The organism is Agarivorans sp. B2Z047, from assembly GCF_023373605.1.
Taxonomy (GTDB): domain Bacteria; phylum Pseudomonadota; class Gammaproteobacteria; order Enterobacterales; family Celerinatantimonadaceae; genus Agarivorans; species Agarivorans albus.
Genome location: NZ_CP088080.1, coordinates 3756851 through 3780354, shown reverse-complemented (window position 1 = coordinate 3780354; position 23504 = coordinate 3756851). Strand labels below are relative to the sequence as shown.

16 protein-coding genes and 1 pseudogene are annotated in these 23504 nt (G+C 44.1%); 11 read left to right on the top strand and 6 right to left on the bottom strand.

What is annotated here, in order from left to right; genetic code table 11:
• The first annotated feature begins 123 nt into the window (after window positions 1–123).
• From LQZ07_RS17275 to LQZ07_RS17250, 6 genes are all read left to right on the top strand, one after another.
• On the top strand, window positions 124–1413 hold the full coding sequence (locus LQZ07_RS17275) for an NCS2 family permease (protein WP_152781571.1): 1290 nt from the start codon (window positions 124–126) through the stop codon (window positions 1411–1413).
• A 96-nt stretch (window positions 1414–1509) separates the two neighbouring features.
• Window positions 1510–2739, top strand: a complete 1230-nt coding sequence (locus LQZ07_RS17270) for an alpha/beta hydrolase (protein ID WP_152781569.1) — start codon at window positions 1510–1512, stop codon at window positions 2737–2739.
• Between the two features lie 76 nt (window positions 2740–2815).
• Window positions 2816–3211: a sigma factor-binding protein Crl gene (crl, locus tag LQZ07_RS17265; RefSeq protein WP_016402229.1), complete on the top strand. Its 396-nt coding sequence runs from the start codon at window positions 2816–2818 to the stop codon at window positions 3209–3211.
• A 105-nt stretch (window positions 3212–3316) separates the two neighbouring features.
• Window positions 3317–4426 (top strand): glutamate 5-kinase, encoded by a 1110-nt coding sequence (gene proB, locus LQZ07_RS17260; protein ID WP_152781567.1) that lies wholly within the window; start codon window positions 3317–3319, stop codon window positions 4424–4426.
• A 10-nt stretch (window positions 4427–4436) separates the two neighbouring features.
• Window positions 4437–5690 carry a glutamate-5-semialdehyde dehydrogenase gene (locus LQZ07_RS17255; RefSeq protein WP_152781565.1) on the top strand — a complete coding sequence of 418 codons (1254 nt, stop codon included), beginning with the start codon at window positions 4437–4439 and terminating at the stop codon, window positions 5688–5690.
• 69 nt (window positions 5691–5759) lie between these two features.
• Window positions 5760–6287, top strand: coding sequence for a histidine phosphatase family protein (locus LQZ07_RS17250; RefSeq protein ID WP_194164101.1), 528 nt, complete (start codon window positions 5760–5762; stop codon window positions 6285–6287).
• 93 nt (window positions 6288–6380) lie between these two features.
• On the opposite strand, the gene LQZ07_RS17245 is transcribed toward LQZ07_RS17250, so the two are convergent.
• Window positions 6381–6914 carry a hypothetical protein gene (locus LQZ07_RS17245; RefSeq protein WP_152781562.1) on the bottom strand — a complete coding sequence of 178 codons (534 nt, stop codon included), beginning with the start codon at window positions 6912–6914 and terminating at the stop codon, window positions 6381–6383.
• Between the two features lie 347 nt (window positions 6915–7261).
• Here LQZ07_RS17245 and LQZ07_RS17240 point away from each other — a divergent pair, with 347 nt between their 5' ends.
• Window positions 7262–9676 (top strand): glycoside hydrolase family 2 protein, encoded by a 2415-nt coding sequence (locus LQZ07_RS17240; protein ID WP_152781560.1) that lies wholly within the window; start codon window positions 7262–7264, stop codon window positions 9674–9676.
• A 5-nt stretch (window positions 9677–9681) separates the two neighbouring features.
• On the opposite strand, the gene LQZ07_RS17235 is transcribed toward LQZ07_RS17240, so the two are convergent.
• Entirely contained in the window at window positions 9682–10527 is an 846-nt protein-coding gene (locus tag LQZ07_RS17235; RefSeq protein ID WP_152781558.1) for a LysR family transcriptional regulator, read from the bottom strand.
• A gap of 133 nt (window positions 10528–10660) precedes the next feature.
• Between LQZ07_RS17235 and LQZ07_RS17230 the strand changes: the two genes are divergently transcribed.
• On the top strand, window positions 10661–11383 hold the full coding sequence (locus tag LQZ07_RS17230; RefSeq protein WP_016402222.1) for an SDR family oxidoreductase: 723 nt from the start codon (window positions 10661–10663) through the stop codon (window positions 11381–11383).
• A gap of 72 nt (window positions 11384–11455) precedes the next feature.
• Here the strand turns inward: LQZ07_RS17230 and LQZ07_RS17225 are convergent, their stop codons facing one another.
• The gene (locus LQZ07_RS17225) at window positions 11456–12976 is read right to left on the bottom strand and encodes an aldehyde dehydrogenase family protein (protein WP_152781556.1); all 1521 of its coding nucleotides are present in this window, start codon (window positions 12974–12976) and stop codon (window positions 11456–11458) included.
• Window positions 12977–13219: 243 nt separating this feature from the next.
• Between LQZ07_RS17225 and LQZ07_RS17220 the strand changes: the two are divergent.
• Window positions 13220–14983, top strand: a pseudogene (locus LQZ07_RS17220) (sigma-54-dependent Fis family transcriptional regulator).
• A 42-nt stretch (window positions 14984–15025) separates the two neighbouring features.
• Here the strand turns inward: LQZ07_RS17220 and LQZ07_RS17215 are convergent.
• The gene (locus tag LQZ07_RS17215; RefSeq protein WP_152781554.1) at window positions 15026–16372 is read right to left on the bottom strand and encodes a glycosyl hydrolase family 8; all 1347 of its coding nucleotides are present in this window, start codon (window positions 16370–16372) and stop codon (window positions 15026–15028) included.
• Window positions 16373–17393: 1021 nt separating this feature from the next.
• On the opposite strand from LQZ07_RS17215, the gene LQZ07_RS17210 reads away from it, so the two are divergent.
• Window positions 17394–17921 (top strand): hypothetical protein, encoded by a 528-nt coding sequence (locus LQZ07_RS17210; protein WP_152781552.1) that lies wholly within the window; start codon window positions 17394–17396, stop codon window positions 17919–17921.
• A gap of 64 nt (window positions 17922–17985) precedes the next feature.
• On the opposite strand, the gene LQZ07_RS17205 is transcribed toward LQZ07_RS17210, so the two are convergent.
• A complete protein-coding gene (locus tag LQZ07_RS17205) occupies window positions 17986–18480 on the bottom strand; it encodes a hypothetical protein (RefSeq protein WP_152781550.1) in 495 nt (164 codons plus the stop codon).
• 58 nt (window positions 18481–18538) lie between these two features.
• Window positions 18539–21106: a DUF294 nucleotidyltransferase-like domain-containing protein gene (locus LQZ07_RS17200; protein ID WP_152781548.1), complete on the bottom strand. Its 2568-nt coding sequence runs from the start codon at window positions 21104–21106 to the stop codon at window positions 18539–18541.
• A 360-nt stretch (window positions 21107–21466) separates the two neighbouring features.
• Here LQZ07_RS17200 and LQZ07_RS17195 point away from each other — a divergent pair, with 360 nt between their 5' ends.
• The gene (locus tag LQZ07_RS17195) at window positions 21467–22927 is read left to right on the top strand and encodes a DUF3360 family protein (protein ID WP_152781546.1); all 1461 of its coding nucleotides are present in this window, start codon (window positions 21467–21469) and stop codon (window positions 22925–22927) included.
• Window positions 22928–23504: the final 577 nt, after the last annotated feature.

The window sequence follows — 23504 nt, the reverse complement described above, 5'->3', positions numbered from 1 at the left end:
TCATCAGGTAGCTTCTTAGATTTGGGATGAATATAATGCCTCGCGATTTCTGCTAGCAGCATAATGGAATGCCTGTTAGTGGCCCAAAATAACCAACTGTCTGTCCAAGGAACATACGCCGTTATGTTAGAGAAACTATTTAAGCTAAAAGAGCACGGAACCAATGTGCGCACAGAGGTCATTGCAGGTTTAACCACCTTCTTAACCATGGCCTACATTATCTTTGTTAACCCTAGCATGCTTGCTGCCACCGAGATGGATCAAGGTGCAGTTTTTGTTGCAACCTGTTTGGCTGCGGCCATTGGCTGTTTCATTATGGGCTTGTACGCTAACTACCCAATTGCTCAAGCGCCAGGCATGGGCTTAAATGCCTTTTTCACCTATGGCGTTGTACTAGGCATGGGCCACACATGGCAGGTTGCTTTAGGTGCGGTGTTCTTGTCGGGTGTTATCTTCATTTTGCTAAGCCTATTTAAAGTGCGTGAGTGGATTATTAACTCGATTCCACAAACTTTACGTGTAGGTATTGCTGCAGGTATTGGTTTATTCCTTGGTTTTATTGCGCTTAAAAATGCAGGTATTGTGGTTGATAACCCAGCTACCTTAGTAAGTTTAGGCAAAGAAAACCCGCACCAGATGATTCTGGCTGCTTTAGGTTTCTTTTTAATCATTGGTCTTGAATACCGTAAGGTAAAAGGCGGTGTATTAATTTCTATTTTGGCGATTACGGTACTGTCTATTGTATTGGGTTACACTCAATATGGCGGTATTGTTTCTATGCCACCAAACCCAGCGCCTACCTTCTTGCAGTTAGATATTATGGGGGCCTTAGATGTCACCATGATTAGCGTTATTTTTGCCTTCTTGTTTGTAGATTTGTTCGATACCGCTGGTACCTTAACTGCAGTTGCCCAGCGCGGAAACTTACTTGATGAGAAAGGCCTTTTACCTAATCTTAAAAAAGCATTGATGGCTGACTCTAGCGCTACTATCGCCGGTTCTCTATTAGGTACTTCAAGTACAACTTCTTACATCGAAAGTGGCGCTGGTGTTGAAGCCGGTGGCCGTACTGGCTTAACTGCTGTGGTTGTGGGCGTTTTGTTTATTCTTGCTCTATTGTTCTCGCCGCTGGCGGGTATGATCCCGGCTTACGCGACAGCTGGTGCACTGTTCTATGTATGTACTTTAATGCTGTCGGGCTTAATTAACGTAGATTGGACCGACCTTACTGAAGCGGCTCCAGCAGCGATTGTGGCTATCTTAATGCCATTGTCTTTCTCTATCGCAGACGGTATTGCATTAGGCTTTATCTCTTACGCGGTTATTAAGTTACTAGCTGGCCGTTACAAAGAAGTACCACTAAGTGTTTGGGTACTGGCTGCTGTATTTGTACTTAAGTTTGCGTTCTTTTAAAGCTTAGTCATTTAGAATGCATCCTAAGCCGTCACATAGTGGCGGCTTTTTTTTGTGATATATTTTATAAGTTGATAAGCAAGTGAGTAGGTTGTTTTGAAAGAAAATCTGTCGGAAGTATTGTTTAAACCTCGTATTAATGTGGTGGAAACATCCACCGTGTCTAATTCGAGCGCGGCTCAATTAAGCGCTGTAGGCCAAGAAGAAGGTCGCAACTGGTACCGTATCTTGCGCAGAGAATACTGGGCTTGGTTAGGCTTAGATCCTATCGAAACCGAAAGCCTGTTTGCAGATATCGCAATGTGCGATAAGCCGCGCACTAGCGAGTTGCTCGATACCATTGGCGGTTACCAGCCGGGCAACTGGAACTACGAATGGATGCAACGTGCAGTTAAACACCAAATTTCAGCTAAAGATGCCGAGCAAAATGGTCAGCGAGATAAAGCCTATCAAGAATTCTTACTCGCTAGCTATAGCGCTACTATTGCTGCCTACCCACATTTTAAGGGCGATGATTTAGTTGCTTCTGCTCATGCTTTAGCTCACAGCAATTTAATGGCTGCTACAGAGCAAAGTAAATATGAATGTAAAACCATAAACGTACCGATAGACGGTAAACAAGTTGCTTGTTATTTGCATCTTCCAGATACCGACTCGGTAAAACCAGTGGTGATGGTGAGTGGCGGTTTAGACACTATTCAAACTGAGCTTTACCCGTTTTTTGAACGCTTTTTAGCGCCTGCAGGTATTGCCATGTTAACCGTAGACATGCCAGGAGCGGGGCATTGTCTTAACTGGAAGCTGCAACAAGATAGCAGCCGTATTCACTTGGCTATATTAGATCACTTGCCAAAGGTGCCCTGGGTCGATGATGCGCGTGTTGCCATGCTGGGTTATCGCTTTGCCGGTAACGTAGCTGCTCGCTTAGCTTTTGTTGCCGCCGAGCGTTTGCGCGCAGTGGTAACGATTGGCGCACCAGTAGATAGGTTATTTAGTGATATCCAGCGATTTAATAACTTACCGCAAATGTATCAAGATTGTTTAGCTAATCGCAGTGGCGTGAATGCCTCAAATACTGAAGGGCTCTATTATCGCTGTATGCCTTTGTCCTTGAAAACTCAGGGCATACTTGGCGGGCCAAGAACAAAGTTGCCAATGTTTGTGGTTGGCCGTAAAAATGACGCAATATGCCCAGAAACCGATGTTTCTTTGCTTAGTATGGCTTCGCCAAATTGCAAGGTTGAAGTGCTGAAAGAGCTTGATTCACTACAAAATTACAATCAGATCTTCACTAAGGTCACGCATTGGCTACAAAAGCAATTGTGATTTAGCTTAATTGTGGTCATTATGGACATACGGTACGTTATACAAACTATTGTCCTACTGTGGAGAGATTAAGCGCATGGAAGTGACTTGGCCAAGCCATGGAAAGTTAACATCGAGATTTACGGCCATGGGTCCGTATTTTCGTAAAGAACACAGCAGCAAAGAAATGTACTTTTTTGATTGCCTTGCCTCTTGTGTAAGCTCTAAACCTGCAGCTGATGAACGCGAGTTTTATGGCTGGTGGTTTGAATTGCGGGTAAACGAAGACAGTTTTGAATATCACTACTGGTTTGGTTTATACGACAAGCAAGGCGAATGGCAGGAAGGTACCATTCCAAGTAAACACCAAACAGAAGTGCAACAGTCACTAGAGGTGTTTTATCAAAAGCTGCTGGATACTCTGCAAAAGTTGGAGTTAGACCTAAGCGCTGCCCCCTCTTTGTCCCCCAATTTAGCTCTCCCGGCAGCGTAAGCCGAAGAGTTCCGCAAAAAAATGGCGCACAGGCTCTGTGCGTCGGTTTAATATCAGGTAGAATACTCGCTTTGCATTTTAGCCGAGTTGGAATAGTAAAATAGCATGTCGAAGCAAACCATCGTCGTTAAGTTAGGCACTAGTGTGTTAACCAGCGGCACGTCTAAACTTGATCGCGCCCATATGATAGAGCTGGTACGCCAATGCGCGCTGCTGCGAAAGGCGGGTCATCAACTTATTGTGGTTACTTCTGGAGCCATTGCCGCCGGTCGCGAGCACTTATCGCTAACCCATGGCAATATCGCGCCCACCATTGCTAATAAGCAAATGCTTGCTGCAGTGGGGCAAAGCCGACTCATTCAAGTATGGGAAAGCCTATTTAGCATCTACGATATTCATGTAGGCCAAATGCTGTTAACCCGCGCCGATTTAGAGGACCGTGAGCGTTTTCTTAACGCTAAAGACATGCTTAAAGCGCTACTTAATCACGGTATTGTGCCTATCATCAACGAAAATGACGCGGTAGCTACTGCAGAAATTAAAGTTGGTGATAACGACAACTTGTCGGCGCTAGCGGCTATTTTAGGCGAAGCAGACAAACTATTGTTACTAACCGACCAACCTGGTCTGTTTACTGCCGATCCGCGTAATAACCCGGATGCAAAACTCATTGAAGAAGTGGCCGAGATTGATGCCTCTATTCGCTCTTTAGCGGGCGATAGTGTAAGCGGTTTGGGTACTGGTGGTATGGCAACTAAACTGCAAGCCGCCGAAATAGCCGGTAGAGCAGGCATTGAAGTAGTAATAGCCGCAGGCCACAGTGAGAACGTAATCACCCGCTTAAGTGAAGGAAAAAGTGTTGGCACTCGTTTCCCGCCAACCAATAGCCCGCTGGAAAATCGCAAACAATGGATTTTGGCTGGGCCTCCTCCACATGGCGAGTTAGTATTGGATGACGGCGCATGTAAAGCAGTAGTAGAGCGTGGTTCTAGTTTGCTGCCTAAAGGGATTATCGCTATTAACGGCGAGTTTAATCGCGGAGATGTTGTACGCATTGTAAATTCACAAGGTGTAGAGATTGCCCGCGGAATTTGCCGCTATCCGGCTAAAGATATGAATTTAATTAAAGGGCTACATTCAGAGCAAATTGATAAAACTCTGGGTTATGGCTACGGATCAGTTGCGGTGCACCGTGACGATTTAGTTTTAAAATAGGAATTGTTAGATGAGCTTACAAACACTTGGTCAACAGGCTAAACAAGCCAGCTTTGATTTGGCCACCTTAAGTACTAGCCAAAAAAACGCAGCCTTGGCGGCAATTGCTGATCAGCTTGAAGCTCAGCAAGAGAGCATTTTAGCGGCTAACAAAATTGATTTAGACGCTGCTCGCCAATCGGGTTTATCTGAAGCATTACTCGATCGCTTAATGCTAAACAGTGAGCGACTAGCAGGTATTGCTAGCGATGTTCGCAACGTTATTTCGCTTAACGATCCTATTGGTAGCGAAATGGATTGCCGCGTATTAGAAAATGGCCTGCGCTTATCGCGCCGCCGTGTGCCGCTTGGCGTAGTAGGGGTTATTTATGAAGCTCGCCCTAACGTAACGATTGATATCGCAGCGTTATGTTTAAAAACTGGTAATGCCAGCATTTTGCGTGGCGGTAAAGAGACCTTCCACTCAAACATGGCCTTAGTTGCTGTTATTCAATCAGCTTTAGAGCAAAGTGGATTACCAGCGGCTGCGGTTCAATACATCGAAAAGCCTGATCGTGAACTGGTGGCAGAGCTGCTTCGTTTAGACGAATACGTGGATATGATTATTCCTCGTGGCGGCGCTGGGCTACACAAGATGTGTCAGGAGAATAGTACCATTCCGGTGATTATCGGCGGCTTTGGCATTAGTCATATTTACGTTGATAACTCGGTAGATTTAGCAGCAGCACTAGATGTAATTGAAAACTCTAAGGTGCAGCGCCCATCGGCATGTAATGCCTTAGACAGCCTGTTAGTTGACCAAAACGTAGCAGCCGAGTTATTGCCAATGCTAGCGGAACGCATGAATAAAGCCTCGGTTAAGTTAGTGGCTACCGAAAGCGCCATGGCTGGCTTGGCAAATGCACAAGATTTACAAGCGGCAGGCGAAGGTGATTTTGATACAGAATGGCTAAGCTACACCTTGGGTGTAAAAGTGGTTGCCGATGTGGAAGAAGCAATTGCTCACATGCGTACGCATAATGCTAGCCATTCAGACGCAATTTTGTCGAATAACTTAAATGCCGTAGAGCGTTTTGTTAATGCTGCTGGCTCTGCTGCTGTTTACGTTAATGCTTCAACCCGTTTCACCGATGGCGCGCAATTTGGTTTAGGTGCCGAAGTGGCAGTATCTACCCAAAAGCTGCATGCTCGCGGCCCAATGGGCTTAGAAGAGTTAACCTCTTACAAGTGGATTGGTATTGGCGATATGTTAGCTCGCCCTTAAGTTTTAATTCACTTTTGCTAAAAGCCTGCTTTGCAGGCTTTTTTGTTTTTAGGATGCAGGAGTATGCGTATGTCTCGCCAACTTTGGTTAATTCGCCATGCTAAATCCAGTTGGGACGACCCAAGCTTAAGTGATAGACAACGCCCCCTAGCAGAGCGCGGCCACAAGGCCGCAAAGCTTATGGCAAGCCACTACGCTAGCCAGTTTTCTCAGCTTGAATCTGTGCATTACTCACCAGCACTGCGAGCCCAGCAAACCTGCGAATATTGGTTGGCACAGCGCAGCCAATACATTAAAGGCAGTGAGGTAGAGGTCGACCTTCAAATCTCTTGTGAAAACAGCCTATATACATTTCGCTGGGCAGATTTGCTGGTACATATACAAAGCTTGCCCAAGCAAACAAACCAAATTGCGCTAGTAGGGCATAACCCAGCCTTAGAAGACTTAGTTAACTACTTAACGGGCGAAGACTTAATTAGGTTCCCTACCGCAAGCCTAGCGGTGATTGAGGCTGATTTAGAGTGGCAGAATTGGAGCGAGAACAGTGCCTGTTTACGCTTGTTTGATACGCCCAAGAAGTTGGCGGCTAGGTTGTAGGTTTTAATGAATCTAAAGGCGCTTTGGATTGCTCTCTGTTTGGAATAAAGCATTAATGCCGCCAACAGCGGCTGCTTGTCTTTGTTGGATGCATTAGTAGTAATCTGAAATATTGCTGGCATCATTGATATACACTTTATGTGATGAATACTCTTCTTGAGGCTTTGCTGCTCGCTCAAATACACGAAAACTCACTTCACTATTGGGTTGAACAGCTAGCCCATAAATTGAATCAGAGACAGAATCTATTAATTTTCCTTCAGTATTGAAAAAGCGAACTTCAATTTGAAAGTTTTCCCATCCGTATTGCGATGAATTTTCAATCATGCCTATTGTCACAGTATTTATTTTCTTTTTGCAGTCTCCACAATCACTGAAACTTAACTCTGATGATTTCACTATAATTTCATCTTTATGGTCTACAAAGGAGACTGGTGGTTGATACTCATTATTATTTGTTGATTTAACAAACGTTACACTGAAAAAGATTATTAAAAATATAATAATTAATGGTAAGTATTGTTTGAATGCAGAAAGCCTGTTTTGTGGTGTTCTACAATGAGGGCAGTACTTGGCTTTAGTATTTACAAGCCCATAACAGGCCTTACAGTTTGTTTCGTTTTCCATTATTTCTTCTGTTTATAAACTTTATGTGAATTAGGCTATCATTTTTTATTATCTATATCAGCTTCTTAGCGACAAAATAACAAAAGAGTCAGCATAAGAAAGTGCAAGTACCTTTAGAAAGCAGTAGCTGCAAGTTGTTGTATAAGCGCAGTGTTTTTGTGGGTGAAGTTATAAGCACAAAGTTATAAAAATGCTATAACCCTATGACAACTCTCTTGAAACTCTATCAGCCAACACCGGTAATTTTTGATACCTTCCACAAAGCATTTCTCTATCTCTTGTTCCTGATATCTGCACTACGTAGGCTGCTTATAAATCTTATGTTGTAATGCTTAGTGAGTGCTTAAATGACGCAGATATTCCTAAACCAAGCTTGGCTGTTAAGTTCTCCAGAATACCCAGAGATTAAGGTAGCTTGCCAGATTCCCGGTGATAACCATTCTGCTTTGCTTGAGGCGGGGTTAATCGCTGATCCTTACCAAGCCTGCAATGAAGCAGATGTTCGGTGGGTGAGCCAGGCTAACTGGGTGCTATCTAGCCGCTTTGAGTTAAGTGCTGAGCAGCTAGACAGTGACTTTATCGATTTACATTTAGGTCGTGTCGATACCGTTGCCGATATCTATATTAACCAGCATTTAGTCGCGCAATGCGACAATATGTTTCGTTTGTGGTCTTTCAATATTAAGCCTTATTTAAAGGCTGGCAGTAATCAGCTGCAAGTGCGGTTTTCTCGTTCTGATTTAGCCGCAAAGCAACGAGCTAGTACTTTACCCTTTGCCGTCCCTTCTTCCATGGGCAACAACCAAATCCCTTATATGAACAGTTTACGCAAGTCGCAGTGCCACGCTGGCTGGGATTGGGGAATTTGCTTGATGGTGAATGGTATCTACGACCCAGTGGAAATTAAGTTCACCAACCAAGCTCGATTGTTAGCTGTGCAAGTTGAGCAGCAGTGGCATGACAACAGTGTGGATGTGTTGGTTAAGGTTAGTCATGACTCATCTTGCCGCTCACCAATTGATATTCAATTTGCAGAGCATGCCTTGCAAATACAGCCCTCAACTGAATCATCCATTACAGAGGCCCGATTCCACATTGCGGAGCCACAGCTATGGTGGCCCGCAGGTTATGGAGAGCAGCCTTTATATTCGCTGCAAGTTAAGTTGGCTGAGCAGCTTATTGAGAAAAAAATTGGCTTGCGAAAGCTAGAGCTAGATACGCGAGCCGATAGCTATGGTTCTGCCATGACCTTTGTGATTAACGATTGCCCCATTACCGCCAAAGGCGCTAACTGGATCCCGCTTGATGCGATGCCATCGAGGCAAACAGCCGAGCGTTATCGCCAGTTATTAACTGATGCAAAAACCGCCAACATGAACATGCTGCGGGTTTGGGGCGGCGGCCAGTACGAGGCTGATGAGTTTTATCAACTGTGTGATGAGTTAGGCTTAATGGTGTGGCAAGACATGATGTTTGCCTGTTCATTGTATCCATCTACCGATGAGTTTGTGGCAAGCGTGCAGCTTGAGTTAAGCGACCAAATTCAACGTTTACGTGACCATAGCTGTATTGTGCTGTGGTGCGGCGACAACGAAGTGATTGGTGCAATTAACTGGTACCCAGAGTCCAAAGCTAATCGAGAACGTTATGTGGTGAATTACGACAGGCTTAATCGCGCTATTCAACAGACGGTGGAGCAGCACGATGCTAGCCGGGTATTCTGGCCCAGTTCGCCCTGTAATGGCGCATTAGATTATGGCGATGCATGGCATGATGATAGTAAAGGCGATATGCACTTTTGGGATGTTTGGCATTCGGGTAAATCCTTTTCTGCTTACCAACAAATTAAGCCACGTTTTTGCTCTGAGTTGGGCTATCAATCTTGGCCGTCATTGGCGGAGGTGAAAAGCTTTGTGCCCGAAGATGACTGGAATATTTGCTCACCCACTTTTGAAGCGCACCAAAAGAACCCTAGTGGTAATAGTATTATTACCGAGATGTTTACGCGGATGTTCCGCTTTCCGGCAAGCTTTGAGCAAATGCTTTATTTGAGCCAAGTGCAACAAGCACTTGCGATAAAAACGGCCTGTGATTTTTGGCGAGCTAATAGTCCCCAATGTAGAGGAATGCTGTATTGGCAGCTTAATGATAATTGGCCGGTAAGCTCGTGGTCGAGCATCGAATATAGCGGCCGCTGGAAGCAGTTGCACTATCACGCCAAGCGCTTTTTTGCTCCGCAGTACCCGAGTTTCATAGAGGATGAGCAGGGTTTAGAACTGCGGATAATTAACGACAGCCCTAAAACCAAGTCTATTAAGGTGTATCTCCAGCGAGTTAACTGGCAAGGCAAGGTGGAATTTAGCGAGCAGTTGGCGTTAAGCCTTGAGCCAGATGCCAATGTATCAGCGTGGCAATGTGCTAAAGCTCAACTTGATGAGTGGCGTACGCAAGGCTTTTTGATTGTTTCACTCACATGTGAAGGTTCTCGCGTTCAAAATACTTGGGTAGGGGATACCTACAAGAACTTACCTTTAGCCAAGGCTAAGGTCTCTTGCGCGGTGGATGAAAGTACTAGAACCATTATATTATTAGCAGATAAACCGGCGTTTTTTGTTCATTTAGAAAGTGATGCTCCGGGGCGCTTTTCCGATTCAAGCATTACTTTGTTGGCTAATCAGCCGCAAACTATCAAATATTTGGGTGATGACTTTGCATCAATGGTGAGTAGTTTGCGGGTTTACCAGTTGGCGGATAGCTATTAGCTCGTTTAGTTGTTGTTTGGCCATGAGTTTGCCGCATCAATTAATGCGGCTAGCGCAGGTTTAGCACTGGCACTGGCTTTTATGCATAAACCAATGCTGCGGTACATACGAGGTGCTAGCAGCTTTACTTGCTGTAGTTGCGGCGCTGTTTCGAGCACGCCTTTAGGTAAAAAAGAGATGCCAATGCCTGCATTTACCAAATGTTTAACTTGGGTTTTATGTTGCGCTTTGGCGACCAAGTTAACTGCAAAGCCTTGTGAAGCCAGCAAACTCAAGGTTTGTTGGTGGGCTTCACATACTACACATTCAATAAAGTTGTAGTTGTTTAAAGCTGCAATCTCTACCTGGTTTTGCTGCGCGAGCGGGTGTTGGCGAGGTACGCACAGTACGTAATCCTCTTGCCAAAGTGGAATGAATAGCTCGTCTTCTTGTTTAAACACATCAAGAGTTAGCCTGGCCTGAGCGCTTTTATCTTGGTGATCGAGTAGCTCAAAGTTAAACAATGGCTGTTGGCTTTTACAGTGCTGAATAAACTCCGCCAGCAAGCTAGGGCTTAGGTCGTCAAAATTGGCCAGTTTAATCGGCAGGCTGGCCGGTTGCTCAGCAAACAGATTAGACATGCGCTTGAGTTGACCTAGCGTTTGAACGGCCATCGGGTAAAGGTGATGAGCTTGGTCGGTTAAATCAACCCCGCGCTTGTGGCGAATAAATAGCTGAACTCCTAACTCTGACTCAAGTTGTTTAATGGCCGAAGATAGTGATGGCTGAGAGACATAACAACGCTCGGCGGCGGCTGTCATCGAACGCTCTTCAAAAACTGCCACAAAGGATCTTAGTAAACGCGCATCCATAATTATTGCCTATAACAACCAAAGGAAATCGATATTTTACACCTATATATAGCAGAACTATAGTTAGCGCCAATAAAGCAGCAAGCGCAAATGTAGCGCCTTGTGGTGGGTTATTTATGTATTGGAGAATCTTATGTCTAAGCCTTTAGTTGTTATTACTGGTGCCAGTTCTGGAATTGGCGAAGCATGTGCAAAAACCTTATCGGCTGCGGGTCATCCGTTGTTATTGGTAGCGCGTCGTATTGAGCGATTGGAAGCGCTAAACCTGCCAAATACCCTTTGTCGTAAAGTTGATGTGACCGAGCTTGCCGACTTTGAGCAAGCAATTAAAGATGCCGAAGCCTTGTATGGCCCAGTAGATATGTTGTTAAACAATGCCGGAGTCATGTTATTAGGTGCAGCTCACGAGCAAGCACCTAGCGAGTGGAAAACCATGTTGGACGTAAACGTTATGGGCTTACTTAATGGTATTCACTTGGTATTAGCAGGTATGAAGCAGCGCCAGCAAGGCACTATTATCAACGTGAGTTCAATTGCCGGGCGTAAAACCTTTCCTAGCCATGCTGCGTATTGCGGTACCAAGTTTGCGGTTCATGCGGTAAGTGAAAACATTCGCGAAGAAGTGGCAGGAGATAACGTACGGGTAACCGTAATCGCCCCAGGCGCAGTAGAAACCGAATTACTTAGCCATACAACCAGCCAAGAGATTAAAGATGGTTATGAAGTATGGAAAGAAGAAATGGGTGGCGTGCTTAATACCCAAAACATTGCAGACGCTGTCGCTTACGCTTATGGCCAGCCGCAAAACGTGTGTATTCGTGAAGTAGTACTAGCTGCCACTGGCCAACCTGCTTAGGTATTGTTAGTCATTAAGGTAGCAATTAAAAAGAGAGCTAATGCTCTCTTTTTTATGGCTGACTGTTAAAGCTTAAAAGAAGCCCAGTGGGTTAACGTCGTAACTCACTAGTAGGTTTTTGGTATTTTGATAATGAGAAATCGCCACTTGGTGCGTTTCTCTACCAATGCCCGAGCGCTTGTAGCCGCCAAACGCAGCATGGGCAGGGTAGGCATGGTAGCAGTTTATCCATACTCGACCCGCTTCAATTTTTCGTCCCATACGCTGTGCTAAGTTCATGTCACGCGTCCATACTCCTGCGCCAAGGCCATATTCGCTATCGTTAGCAATGGCCAGTGCTTCTGCTTCATCTTTAAAGGTGGTAACAGAGATGACCGGGCCGAATATTTCTTCCTGAAATACTCGCATGTCATTAGTGCCTTTTAAGATAGTAGGGCTAACGTAATAGCCGTTATTGTGCTCACCCGGTAACGCGGCGGTGACACCTCCGGTTAATACCTCGGCGCCTTCGTTTTTGCCTATCTCTAAATAACTCATGATTCTGTCTAACTGCCCTTTAGAAACCTGAGCGCCAACTTGGGTATTAATATCTAAAGGATCACCTTGCTTAATGGTTTTTACTCGCTCTAATACCCGCTGCATAAACTTATCGTAAATAGATTCCTGAATTAGTGCGCGTGATGGGCAAGTACATACCTCGCCTTGGTTGAAAAAGGCTAGAAGTAGACCTTCAATCACTTTATCTAAATACTCATCTTCGTGGTCCATTACATCGGCAAATATCACATTGGGCGATTTACCTCCTAGCTCTACAGTGGAAGGAATCAGTGAATCTGCCGCGCATTTAAGAATGTGTTGGCCAATTTCGGTAGATCCGGTAAACGCAAGCTTAGCAATGCGAGGGCTAATGGCTAAGGCTTGGCCAGCCTCTTCACCAAATCCGTTTACTATGTTCACCACGCCTTTTGGAATAAGGTTTTCGATTAACTCCATTAATACCATAATGGAGGCAGGAGTTTGCTCGGCGGGTTTAAGCACCACACAATTACCTGCTGCTAAGGCTGGGCCGAGTTTCCAGGCCGCCATTAGCATTGGGAAATTCCAAGGGATAATTTGACCCACAACGCCTAGTGGCTCGGGGAAGTGATAACTCACAGTGCTGGCATCTAAGTCGGCTGCACCGCCTTCTTGAGCCCGAATACAGCCAGCAAAATAGCGGAAGTGATCAACCACAAGAGGCAGGTCGGCATTGAGCGTTTCGCGGATCGCTTTGCCATTTTCCCAGGCTTCGGCCACGGCCAAATACTCAAGGTTCTGTTCAATTCTATCGGCAATGCGCAGCAACATATTTGAACGCTCGGTAACTGAAGTACTTCCCCAGCTTTCTTTGGCTGCATGGGCAGCATCTAAAGCAAGACCGATATCGTCAGCGTCTGAGCGGGCCACTTGGCAATAAACCTCACCATTAACCGGAGAAGGGTTATCAAAGTACTGGCCGTTTACTGGCGCTACCCATTCGCCGCCAATAAAGTTGTTGTATTGCTCTTTAAAAGTGATTAACGAACCTTCGGTACCTGGCTGTACGTAAACCATAGTCAATTCCTTTTTGTTTTGTTATCAATATGTTTCTTGTGAGCGCGTTTCGTGACACGCCTGCGCTTTACATAGCAAGTGCTAAGCCATTGCGTAGAAACTTGTTGTTAACAAAATGTAAAACTATGATTATTCACACAAACAATTTTGCACAGTGTGAGTAGCGAAAACTAGCCGGCTTAATAGGCTTGTCACACTGTTACTTTTTGGCACAGTTACATTGTCTCACTATGGAACACTGCAATGACCAACAAGCTACAACTTCCTAGCTCTATTAATGCATCTTGGTTACGTAGCCAAGATGCCGGCCTGCAAGAGCAAGTCGCTCCTCAGGTTTTACGCTTGGCTAAAACCGAGTTGGCAGAGCGTCACCATCGACAACAAGCGTTGATTTCATTGGTAGAGCGCTACGCCTATCCCTTGTTTTAGCAAGTTATGGCACATAGTTCGAGCAGGCTCATTTTGTCGGATGTAGACGGTTACCTTATTCACCATTGGGGAGTGAAACGCTACAACGATAAGTTGGCAACTATTGCGCTAGAGACTGGGGTGAATTGGTTAGAGCAATATAAAGGCACTAATGCGATTGGTACCGCTATTGCCACTGGGCAAGCAGTATCGGTAATTGGCGAGCAGCACTTTATTCAACAGCATCGCTTTATGAGTTGCAGCGCTTGCCCAATCTTTAGTCCGAAGGGCGAAATGCTTGCTATATTAGATATCACCAGTGAGCAACAACGGCATACTCAACAAACCATGTTGCTTGCTGCTAGCCTGGCCCAGCAAGTTGAAACAGCCTTGTTATGCCAGTTGCCCGAGAGCCATTATCGGGTTGATCTTGCCGCGCAGCCGCATTTGCTCAACTCTGGTTGGCAAGGCATTGTGGTGGCTGATAGCGAAGGCAAGGTATTAGGCTTAAACCCAATGGCGCGTCAGTTGGTGGACAAGTTACATATAGGCGAAGCCTTGGCCAGTCACTTTGGTGAGGATTGGCAGCAAGCTCAGTTGGCAGATAAGGCAAAGCTTCATCTGCAAACTAAGTCTTTAAAAGCAAGGCCAATCATTAGTAAAGGCATTTCTAGTAAGAGTGAGTCTCGTGACCCTCGGGTTAATACCGCTTGGTGGCAAGCTTGCAAGGTGGTGAGTAAATCAATTCCGCTGCTCATTTTAGGTGAAACTGGTGTAGGTAAAGAGCGTTTTGTAAAACAGCTGCACCAACAAAGCCAACGAGCGAGCAAGGCCTTACAAGCCGTAAATTGCGCAGCCTTGCCAAATGAACTGGTGGAAGCTGAGCTGTTTGGTTATCAAGCTGGCGCATTTACTGGAGCCAACCCCAAGGGTTTTGTGGGGAAAATTCGTCAAGCCGATGGTGGTTTTTTGTTTTTAGATGAAATTGGTGAAATGCCTTTGGCTGCCCAAGCGCGTTTATTGCGGGTGCTGCAAGAGCGAGAAGTAGTGCCAGTGGGAGGCAATCAGGCCTATAAGGTAGACATTCAAGTGGTTGCAGCAACGCATGTTAATTTGCAGCAAAGGGTGAGTGAAGGCTTGTTTAGAGAAGATCTTTACTATCGCTTAAAAGGCTTGCAGATAAGCCTGCCAGCGCTGCGAGAGCGCAGCGACATTGGCTTGCTCATTAATAAGCTTCACCAACGCTATTGCGAGCATAAACAAGATATAGAGCAGCGCTTGTTTAGTAAAATGCTGGCGTATACTTGGCCGGGTAATTTACGTGAGCTAGATAATTTTATGCAAGTGGCTTGTTTAATGACCGAGCAGCAAGCCTTGCTACGCAGTGCTGATTTACCCGAATCGTTGCAACAGCAACTGGCCTTAACCAGCCCGCCGGAGCAAAACTGTGAACAAGCAGAGCTGCAGCAAACCATTGAGCAAAACATCGCTCAGGTTTATCAGCATTGCCAAGGTAACGTGACTAAAAGTGCCAAACTGCTAGGTATTAGCCGCAATACCTTGTATCGCAAGTTACGCCAACTAAAACTTAAACATTAAAAAAGAGAGCCTAGGCTCTCTTTGGTTTTTTAAGGTGGTTGTTTACTGATTTGCGTCTGTTGGGCCGTAAATCTTATATTCACCTGACATTTGCAGTACTGCAAACATGTGCAATAAGCCGTCGTAGTAACGCCACTTACCGGTTGGCGTAGCTTGTTTCCACAAACGTTCGGTGAACTCTTTGGCTTCTTGGCTATCGGTTATTAAAGCAGCGGTGCCGTTCATCGCGTTTTGGCCAGAGCTGCCCCATTCAGATGCAACCTTTCCGCCCATTTCATGTACTGCAAAGTTTTGACCTTTACGTTTGTACTCGTCGGCATAGAACGAAATTAAACGGTCAGCTAGCTCGGTTTGGCGAGGGTCATCGTTAAACCAATGGTAGTCCATGGCAATGTTACCAATTACGCGGAACGCATCGTAACCAGATTTATGGCTAATATCGTTAAACGAGGTTTTTTGTGGAGTTCCATCAAAAGCAGCGTATTCAGAGTACAAGCCTGTTTCTGGGTGAGCTGCGTTATACAAGTAATCGCGGCTTACTTGTGCGGCATCAAGCCATAGTTGTTGGTCTTCATCTGCCCAACGGCCCAGTAGCTCATAAAAAGCAGCCACGTGATAAGACGGATCGGTGTATAAACCTAAGCTTTTCTCGGTAACAAATAGGATTTGTTTTTCATCGCGGTTAAACATAGGAACCTGCGAGTCAGTTTCTTCTTTGTTAACCATGGCTTGCAGAATTACGTTAGCTTCATCGCTATATTGGAAAATACCTTCGCCGGCACCCCAGCGGTTTTCTGCAAAGAATAAGGCCATGGCGAAGTATAGCTCGCCGTCTGGCGCAGGGTTGTTATCCATTTTGGCAAACGGCGCTTCTGGTCTTAAATGCCAAGCAAAGTAATCTTTGTACCAGCCTTCATGGTGTTGCATGTAAGTTTTAGAGAACTTCCAAAGCTTATTGAACATCTCTTGGTCGTCCATCTGCACGGCGATCATCATGCCGTAAGACATACCTTCCGAGCGAATATCGTTGCTACCAATATCTTTAATGAAGCCCATGTCGTCACCAACCGGGAAAAACACCGCTTTGCCGCTTTCACTGCGAGAATCAGAGTAAAACAGCTGCTGGTAAGTATCTTGTACTTTCTTATTCACTTGTTCTGGTGAAGCGATACCTAGCTCAACAAAGGCATTGCGGTATTCTCCAGAATAAAATGCCCCAGGAGCACTAATATTGCTGGTGCTAGTATTGCTTTGCTTCGTTGCTGGAGCTGATGATTGCTCAACGGGAGCCGCGCAAGAGGCCAAACCTAAAGGCAAGGCGCAAAGCGCCAAGGTTTTCACCGTTTTCATTAGGGTATTACGGTGGGTGGTAAAAGTATTCATAGTCATAATATGCTTTGTTACCTTTGTTCTAATTGTAATCACTGTTCATAGGGCTTTTAAATACGTGCTAAGCCAAACGATGTATTCAGGCTAGTGCAAAGGGCTGGGGGCTTATACTGTGATTTTCCGCAAAAGACTGTGAAATCTGGATAGTTTGCGTTGCATCAGCTTAGTCTGGCCAAGGCAAACAAATATGGTAAAAGCAGCTGTGTAAATTTAGTAATTGCCAGAGTTGAGTATTGTTGGTTTCTCATTTACTTTACGCAAATCGGTGTATTCCACAATTTGATCCATAAAGCTTAGCTGCCAAGTGTAGTTTGAAATACTTGTCACTGACCTCGATTTAAACAGCTCTGATTTAGGATTACGGCGATAGCGAGGTTAGTTTTGGTTGTATATTTACTTGATGGACGTTGGAAACGTTGGAGTGATAGATATTCATAAGATACGATACTCTCTAGATAAGCATACTTATGACAATAGTGAGTTAGTTGGTGAGTACACCTAATATTGAAACCATATAGATTATGACTCAAGAATTATGAAAGATCAGGTTGTAGTGGCATAGTGAAAGCGAGGTATGCGTGGGAAACAGGGAGAAGATAGTAGCTATAACTGCATTTATTTTGGGAGTGACTATTGCTTGTTTATTTCAGCTTGTGAGCTCAAAGAGTCTGGGTGACCGAGCTTATATAATCGCAAATTTTGATCAAATTCATTGTATGAACTCTTTGAGCAATTCTAACTTCGAAGCTAAATCTATATTAGGGCCGAGTTGGTACTCAGATTATAAGGTTGTTGAGGTTGACACTGAGTCTATTGGAACTAGTTTCGAATATGAATTTTCAGCGTGCTTCTATATGGCGCATTCAGAAAAACTATACTCTGTAGAAGAGTTTAGGCGCACTTATATATTAATGAATAGAACTAAAAAAGATAAAATATTCGCCATAAAAAAAGAAGGTGTCGAATATTTTTTGATTTATTCTAACTAAAATGAGAAACATTTGAGTTTAAGGGCTTGCTAGTGTGGGGTTATATTTTGAAGTTTAAATTATTTTGTATAACATTTCTGATACTGTTAACTAGTACATCGGCTTTCTCCAATAATCATAATGGTTGTTCAAACGAGAATTTAAAGTTTCTTAATAATTTTTATTATTATGCCGACAGAATAGGTGAAAATCATGAAAGTATACAGAAAACGTTAGCTGCTTGGGATCTAGAGCTATTAGCAAATAACTATTATGAAGTTTTTCCTAATGCTTCAATTGGAGTAGTTATTGAGGTGATATCGTCAGGTGTATTGAGCAGAGAATACGACTCTAAGACAAGAGTTATGACCTCCTATGCTGAAAAAAAACTGAAGAATAACATAGTTAAGTTAGTAATCGATGTTGAAAATAATAATGATGGAGACCAAGTGTTCGATGTTATGGTAGTACACATAGATTTAGAATCAATGAAATTTATTGGAATTCATCATACAGATGAATATCCTCCAGATCTTGAACCGGTTAAATGTGAAATTGCGTTGGGTTTAGAAATATTTTAATAAATTAAGTAAAAATCTGAGCAAACCCTACGAAACTATTCATGCTTTTTAACTTTGCTTCGTTTTATTTTCTTTTAATATTTTTCAATAACATTGTAAACAATGCCCTCTGAACAAGGGATATGTCGTTAGCCTCATTACTTTCAATTGGGTTCGCATCATAAATGTTAAGGTATTTATTTGCCTTATCGAGGTCTACTTCTGAGACAAGAAAGCCATCTCTAAAGCAATGCTCAAGTAAAGCTACAGCCAGCGGGAATCCTTTTCTTGCCGAATGCTCCAAATTAAGAACAATATTGTCTAGATTTGAGTTATCACAGTTGTCATATTTGATGCATCTTTTAATATCAATAACTGCCACATAAAAGATATATTCTCCTGTGGAGTCATTACCCGAATTGCTCTGTAAGTAGTGTCTAGCCCATTCAAATTCTTCAAAAAAAGATTCAGCTGCAGCATACTTAGCTTGTTGCATTTTAAGGTCATTGTTGGGGAATACACTAAAAGTAACAAGAAAAAGTACAACAAGTATTTCGTATTTCATATTTCTGAGCTTCATTCGCTTCTCCGTAACCCGCTTAAAAATATGATTGCACTCATAATACTGACACAAATTATCAATTTGTAAGAAAATCTTGACTGATTTTTTCGTGAAATAAGCTAATTCTTTTCAATACGTTACGCAGATTTTGTTGCTCTAGCTCGGTTAAATCTGCCAAGGCCAGCACATCATTTACCTTACGCAAATCTGTGTATTCCACGATTTGGTTCATAAAGCGCAGCTGCCAAATATGGTCGAAAATGTAGACCATTTCGCGAAAGCTCATGGCGTCGATTTCCTGTTTGGCGGCTAGCTGCTTAAGCCTTGTCATGGTGTTTGCTTCGCGAATATCGTGCTTGAGTGCGTAAATTCGGCAAAAAATTTCCATGGGGCGTAAACAGGCTTTTAGATTAACTGACTCTACGCCGTCGATATTCTCGGTTTTGATTTGCTTAAAGCTAGTGAGCGGCACTTTGTAAGATAGGCAGTTTTTGGCGTAGGTGGCTAGAAACTGCGGCTGGTTTTGCACCGTTGTTTGAATATGCTGTTGGATGCTATCGACCAGCTGCTTTTTTCCATAAGTCGCGCGTATATCAAAAAACACATTTAGCTCTAATATAGAATCAGGCTTGGCGTGATTAATCCAAGCGCTAAAGTTTGCAGTCCACTCATCTAGGCTTAGGCACCATTGGTGGTTGGTGGCCATAATCAAACCATCGCAATAGGGGTAACCGGCTTGGTTGAGTAGGCCACAAACCCGCTCTGCCAGATGCAAAAAGTAGCGTCTGGTTTGTTTAAGTTTGCTTGGATCTTTGGGCGTCTCAAATACAATGGCATTGTCTTGGTCTGAAAACAGCGTCATGTCGTGACGAGCATTGCTGCCAAAGGAAATAAAGGAAAAGGAGACCGGCGGCTTTCCCAACTCTTGAATACTTAGCTCTATAAATCGGCAGATGGCCGCATCGTAGGCACTGCCAATGGCGCGGCGAAGATTATCAGGGCGAGAGCCTGCATCAATCATCTCGCGCACTAAGTCTGGCAGTTGATTGAGGGTTTCTACCACGCTACCTTGGCTATCGCTAAGTGCAATATCTTCGACCACGCGACTGTTTAGCACTTGGTAATCGCTGACTTGTTTTACCAGGCCATAGGCGCCGCCATAAATCTTTCGGGTTATTGGGCGGAAAGAAATCACATGACCCTGTTTTTCAGAAAAGAATATCTTTGACGAGCTAACAATTATATCTAGCTGTTTGCCGCTTTTGGTACTTAAGCAAGCTTCAAACTCCGCAGGCTCGGCGATGTGTTTGAACAGTCCATCTAAATGTTGCAATAAAGGGGTGTTTTTGGCGTTGGCGGGAAACAGCTGCTGCCAAATATTGGGGCTTTGAAGCTCTGAGTCGCTGTAACCCAGCATACGATGTAGCCGGTTGTTTGAGTAAAGAATATCGCCGTCGGCTTCTAGAATGTAACCTTCGTTAGATGATTCAACCAAGGCTCTATAACGATCTTTGGCTTCGTGCAGAGCGACTTCGGCGCGCTTTTTCCGGTTCTCGATGGTTCGGCTTTGGCCAATGATGTAGCTCATTATGGCGCTAAGCCCAAGGGTAATGAGGAAGAATGTGGTAAACAGTGTTTGTTCTAGTTTATCGATTTCTTTTTGTACATCGTCAAAATAGACACCGGTTCCCACTATCCATTGCCACTCTTCCACTGCTTGCACGTAGCTAAGTTTGGGCGCTGTTTTGTTGGCATCATCCTTCCATTGCCAGAGGTATTCTAAGTAGCCTTCATGGTTGGCTTTAACCAGCTTGGTGAACTCAACAAAAATGTGTTTGCCACTTTTGTTTTCATTATCTGAGTAATGAGTGAGATCTTGGCCTTTTAAGTCTTTACGGTAGGGATGCATGATCATTCGTGGATGCATGTCGGTGATGAAGAAGTAATCTTTGTTTTCATCACCATAGCGCATCGCTTTTAGCTCATTGGCCGCTTTCGCCTGTGCTTGGCTTAGGCTTAGTTCTCCGTTTTGTTCTCGCGCTACGTAACTGTCGACAATGCTAATGGCCGAGGAAGTGAGCTCTTTGATCATTTGCTGTTTTTGACCCATCATCGAGTCTTCTACCAGCGGGATAATCACCAAAGCAACCGCACTTACAAATAATATAATGGCCAAAATGGTGGGCAGTACAATGCGAAAAGCAAAGCTGCCAATAAAACCTTGTTGATTAGCTTCGTTATCACGTAGGCCATCAAAATATTCCGCTAGCTCTTTGGCATCTAATACTGCGCTCAGTTCTTCATTGTGGGTGGCGTCGTGGTATTTGGCGGTAAACGTACCGTTCTCAAAATCAGCTCGAGAAGGCAGGTAGCCGTCGTAGTCATCTTTAATATGGGTTTCGACAACGTTCTTAATTTGCTGGCGAGAGTACTTGCCATCGAACTCTTGGTAGGCTTCTTGAAGTGCTTCTTTGCAGTGCCTAAACCGGCGATGGTCGTAAGGGTCGTATTGGTCTAGCTTGCCTTCACGTAGGTAGTGATCAAATCCGTCGTGGTCGAAAAAGCCGTCAATCCATTTATGGATGTCTTCTGCTCGTATGCCAAATAGCTGTTCTGTGCGCTGGGCGTGCTCGGAAATTTTCATCGTAATCAGTTGGTTGAACTAAGTTCAGCATAACAATTAGTAGAGAATTAGCATATCGATGAAAGGGTAAAATAAAAAGCAGTTAACTTGCATGAAAAGTAATCTAAATCAAAAAATCATCAAACTTTATTGTCTTATACTAAGACAAATTTTCCAGTACCAGTTACTAAGGGCGCGTATCGTACCCTTTTTTCAGCCTGCGGGAAAATATGTGGCTTTAGCTCTCAGCTTTTAGGCACCTGCTTACTAGGTGTTCTGTAGCGTCTGGGATGTCGTCTCGTGTTAGCCGAAGGTTAACATACAGAGCATAAATGGAAGTTAATGCGCAATGGCCCCCGCAATTACATAGGAAGTAAAAACATGTCTAGTAAGAACAAGACATTCTATAGAGATATGCGCCGAAAAGCGCAGGAATTCGACAACCGTGAAGAATTTTTGAACCACGATCTCAAAATTATGAGTTTTCGCCGTTGGGGTATCCATTTACCGCTTCGAGATTACAGTATTGAAATTGAAGATTGGGTACCAGCGCTAGCCGCCACCATTGGTAAAGTTGTAATGGTAACCGCAATGGTTGCCGCGTTTGCCGCACAGTTTGGTTTATCGCCAGAGTTTGTTGCCGAAAACGTACGTTACGAGTTGCTTATTGCCGGCGCGTTATTTGTGATTTTGTTCTCTGCTATTTTAAACCCTAATGCCAATTTGGCCGGTACTCATGGGCCTATGATACCGCTCATTCCCTTGATTGCTGCCGCAGGAGGACACCCGCTAGCGCTGGGTTTAATGGTGTGTGTGTTTGGTTTGATTTTGGCTTATACCAAGGGGGGCTCAAAGTTAATGACGCTCACCGGGGTAGGGGTAAGAGGGGGCTTGCTGATTTACCTGGGGGCTGTGGGTTTAATTGGTCAAATTAACAAAACCGAAGCCTGGGCATCTGCCGGTGACCAAGGTTACATATCTTTTGCGGTGATTGGCGTTACCGTTTTAGTGTATGCCTATTTAGCAAAAGTAGGTAAACGTTGGTTAGCTATTCCGCTTTGTTCAGCCTTAGCAGGTATTGTTGCCTATGTATGTGGAGCAGATTTTGCCTTTACTACCGCACCTGGCCTACCACATTTCAGTCCGTTTTACTGGTGGGGTGAAGATACAGGTTGGCAATTAGGTTGGCCTAATCTTCAGCACTTCATTGCGGTTATTCCTTTTGCATTGCTAGCGGTAGCTATGTGGTCTCCAGACTATTTAGGTCACCGTGTATTCCAAGAACTTAACTACCCGAAAGAAGCCAAAGGCGTGTTAATGGATGTGGATGACACCATGGTGGGTGCATCTGTGCGTCAGGGTGTGGGTGCATTATTGGGCGGAGGTAACTTAGCCTCATCGTGGGGAACCTACATGATCCCTGCTGCTATTGCTAAGCGCCCGATTCCTGGTGGGGCTTTGCTAACCGGTATCTTGTGTGTATTGGCATCGGTACTTGGTTATCCAATGGACTTAGCCATGTGGGAGCCAGTGCTACGTGTTGCTTTAATTGTAGGGGTATTCTTACCTTTGCTTGAAGCAGGCATGCAAATGATTCACAAGCACAAAGATTCTTTAAGTGCCGGTATTTGTATTTTTGCCTGTGCCTTTGTTAACCCAGTGTTTGGCTGGGCCACTACCATGCTGCTGGATAACATGGGCTTAATTGGCGACCACGAGCGCGCTAAAGAACTATCAGCTAAAGATAAGTACCTTATTCCAGGTATTGCCTTTGTGATTTGTGTGGGTTCGCTAGCGATGGTGGGGCAGCTCCCTGGCATTCCAGCTTTAATTGGTAATTAAACGAGATAAATGCAATCTGGTTTAGCCACAAGGCAGCCTCGTTGGCTGCCTTTTTATTTCATCAAGAAACACTACTACCAAAGTACCTTAACTCCATTAATTCGGCTTTTGCCTTTTGTTGTCTGACTAAAGCCGCTCGCTTTAAATGCCGATGAGCACTAATTCCAGTTGTTTTTGCTGATGTTTTTTGGTGTCGGATTTCTTTACACTTTATTCTTTGGTTAGGATCTAGCGCTGTTATGACCATATTTATGATGAATAGCGCTTTCATTAAAACATCATAAAAACATCATTTATTGAGTGGTATTTTGCGGTTGATTAAATTTTCGACGTAATATTCTGTAGAAAAATTTCATCATTTTAAATGCTGGTGTTTTTTACTTGCTTAAAGACAAATACCAGAACTTTTAGAAACAGCGGATGTATAGACATATAGCGCCTCGCCTAGCCGCTACCACCACAAATTGTCATATAAACCTAGGCTAGAAGCGCTTTGATAAAGGTTTAGTTTGTCGATATAGCTTACACTTTGTGTGATCTGTATCACTTTGTGGTTTCGGGGTATTAAAAATAAAAT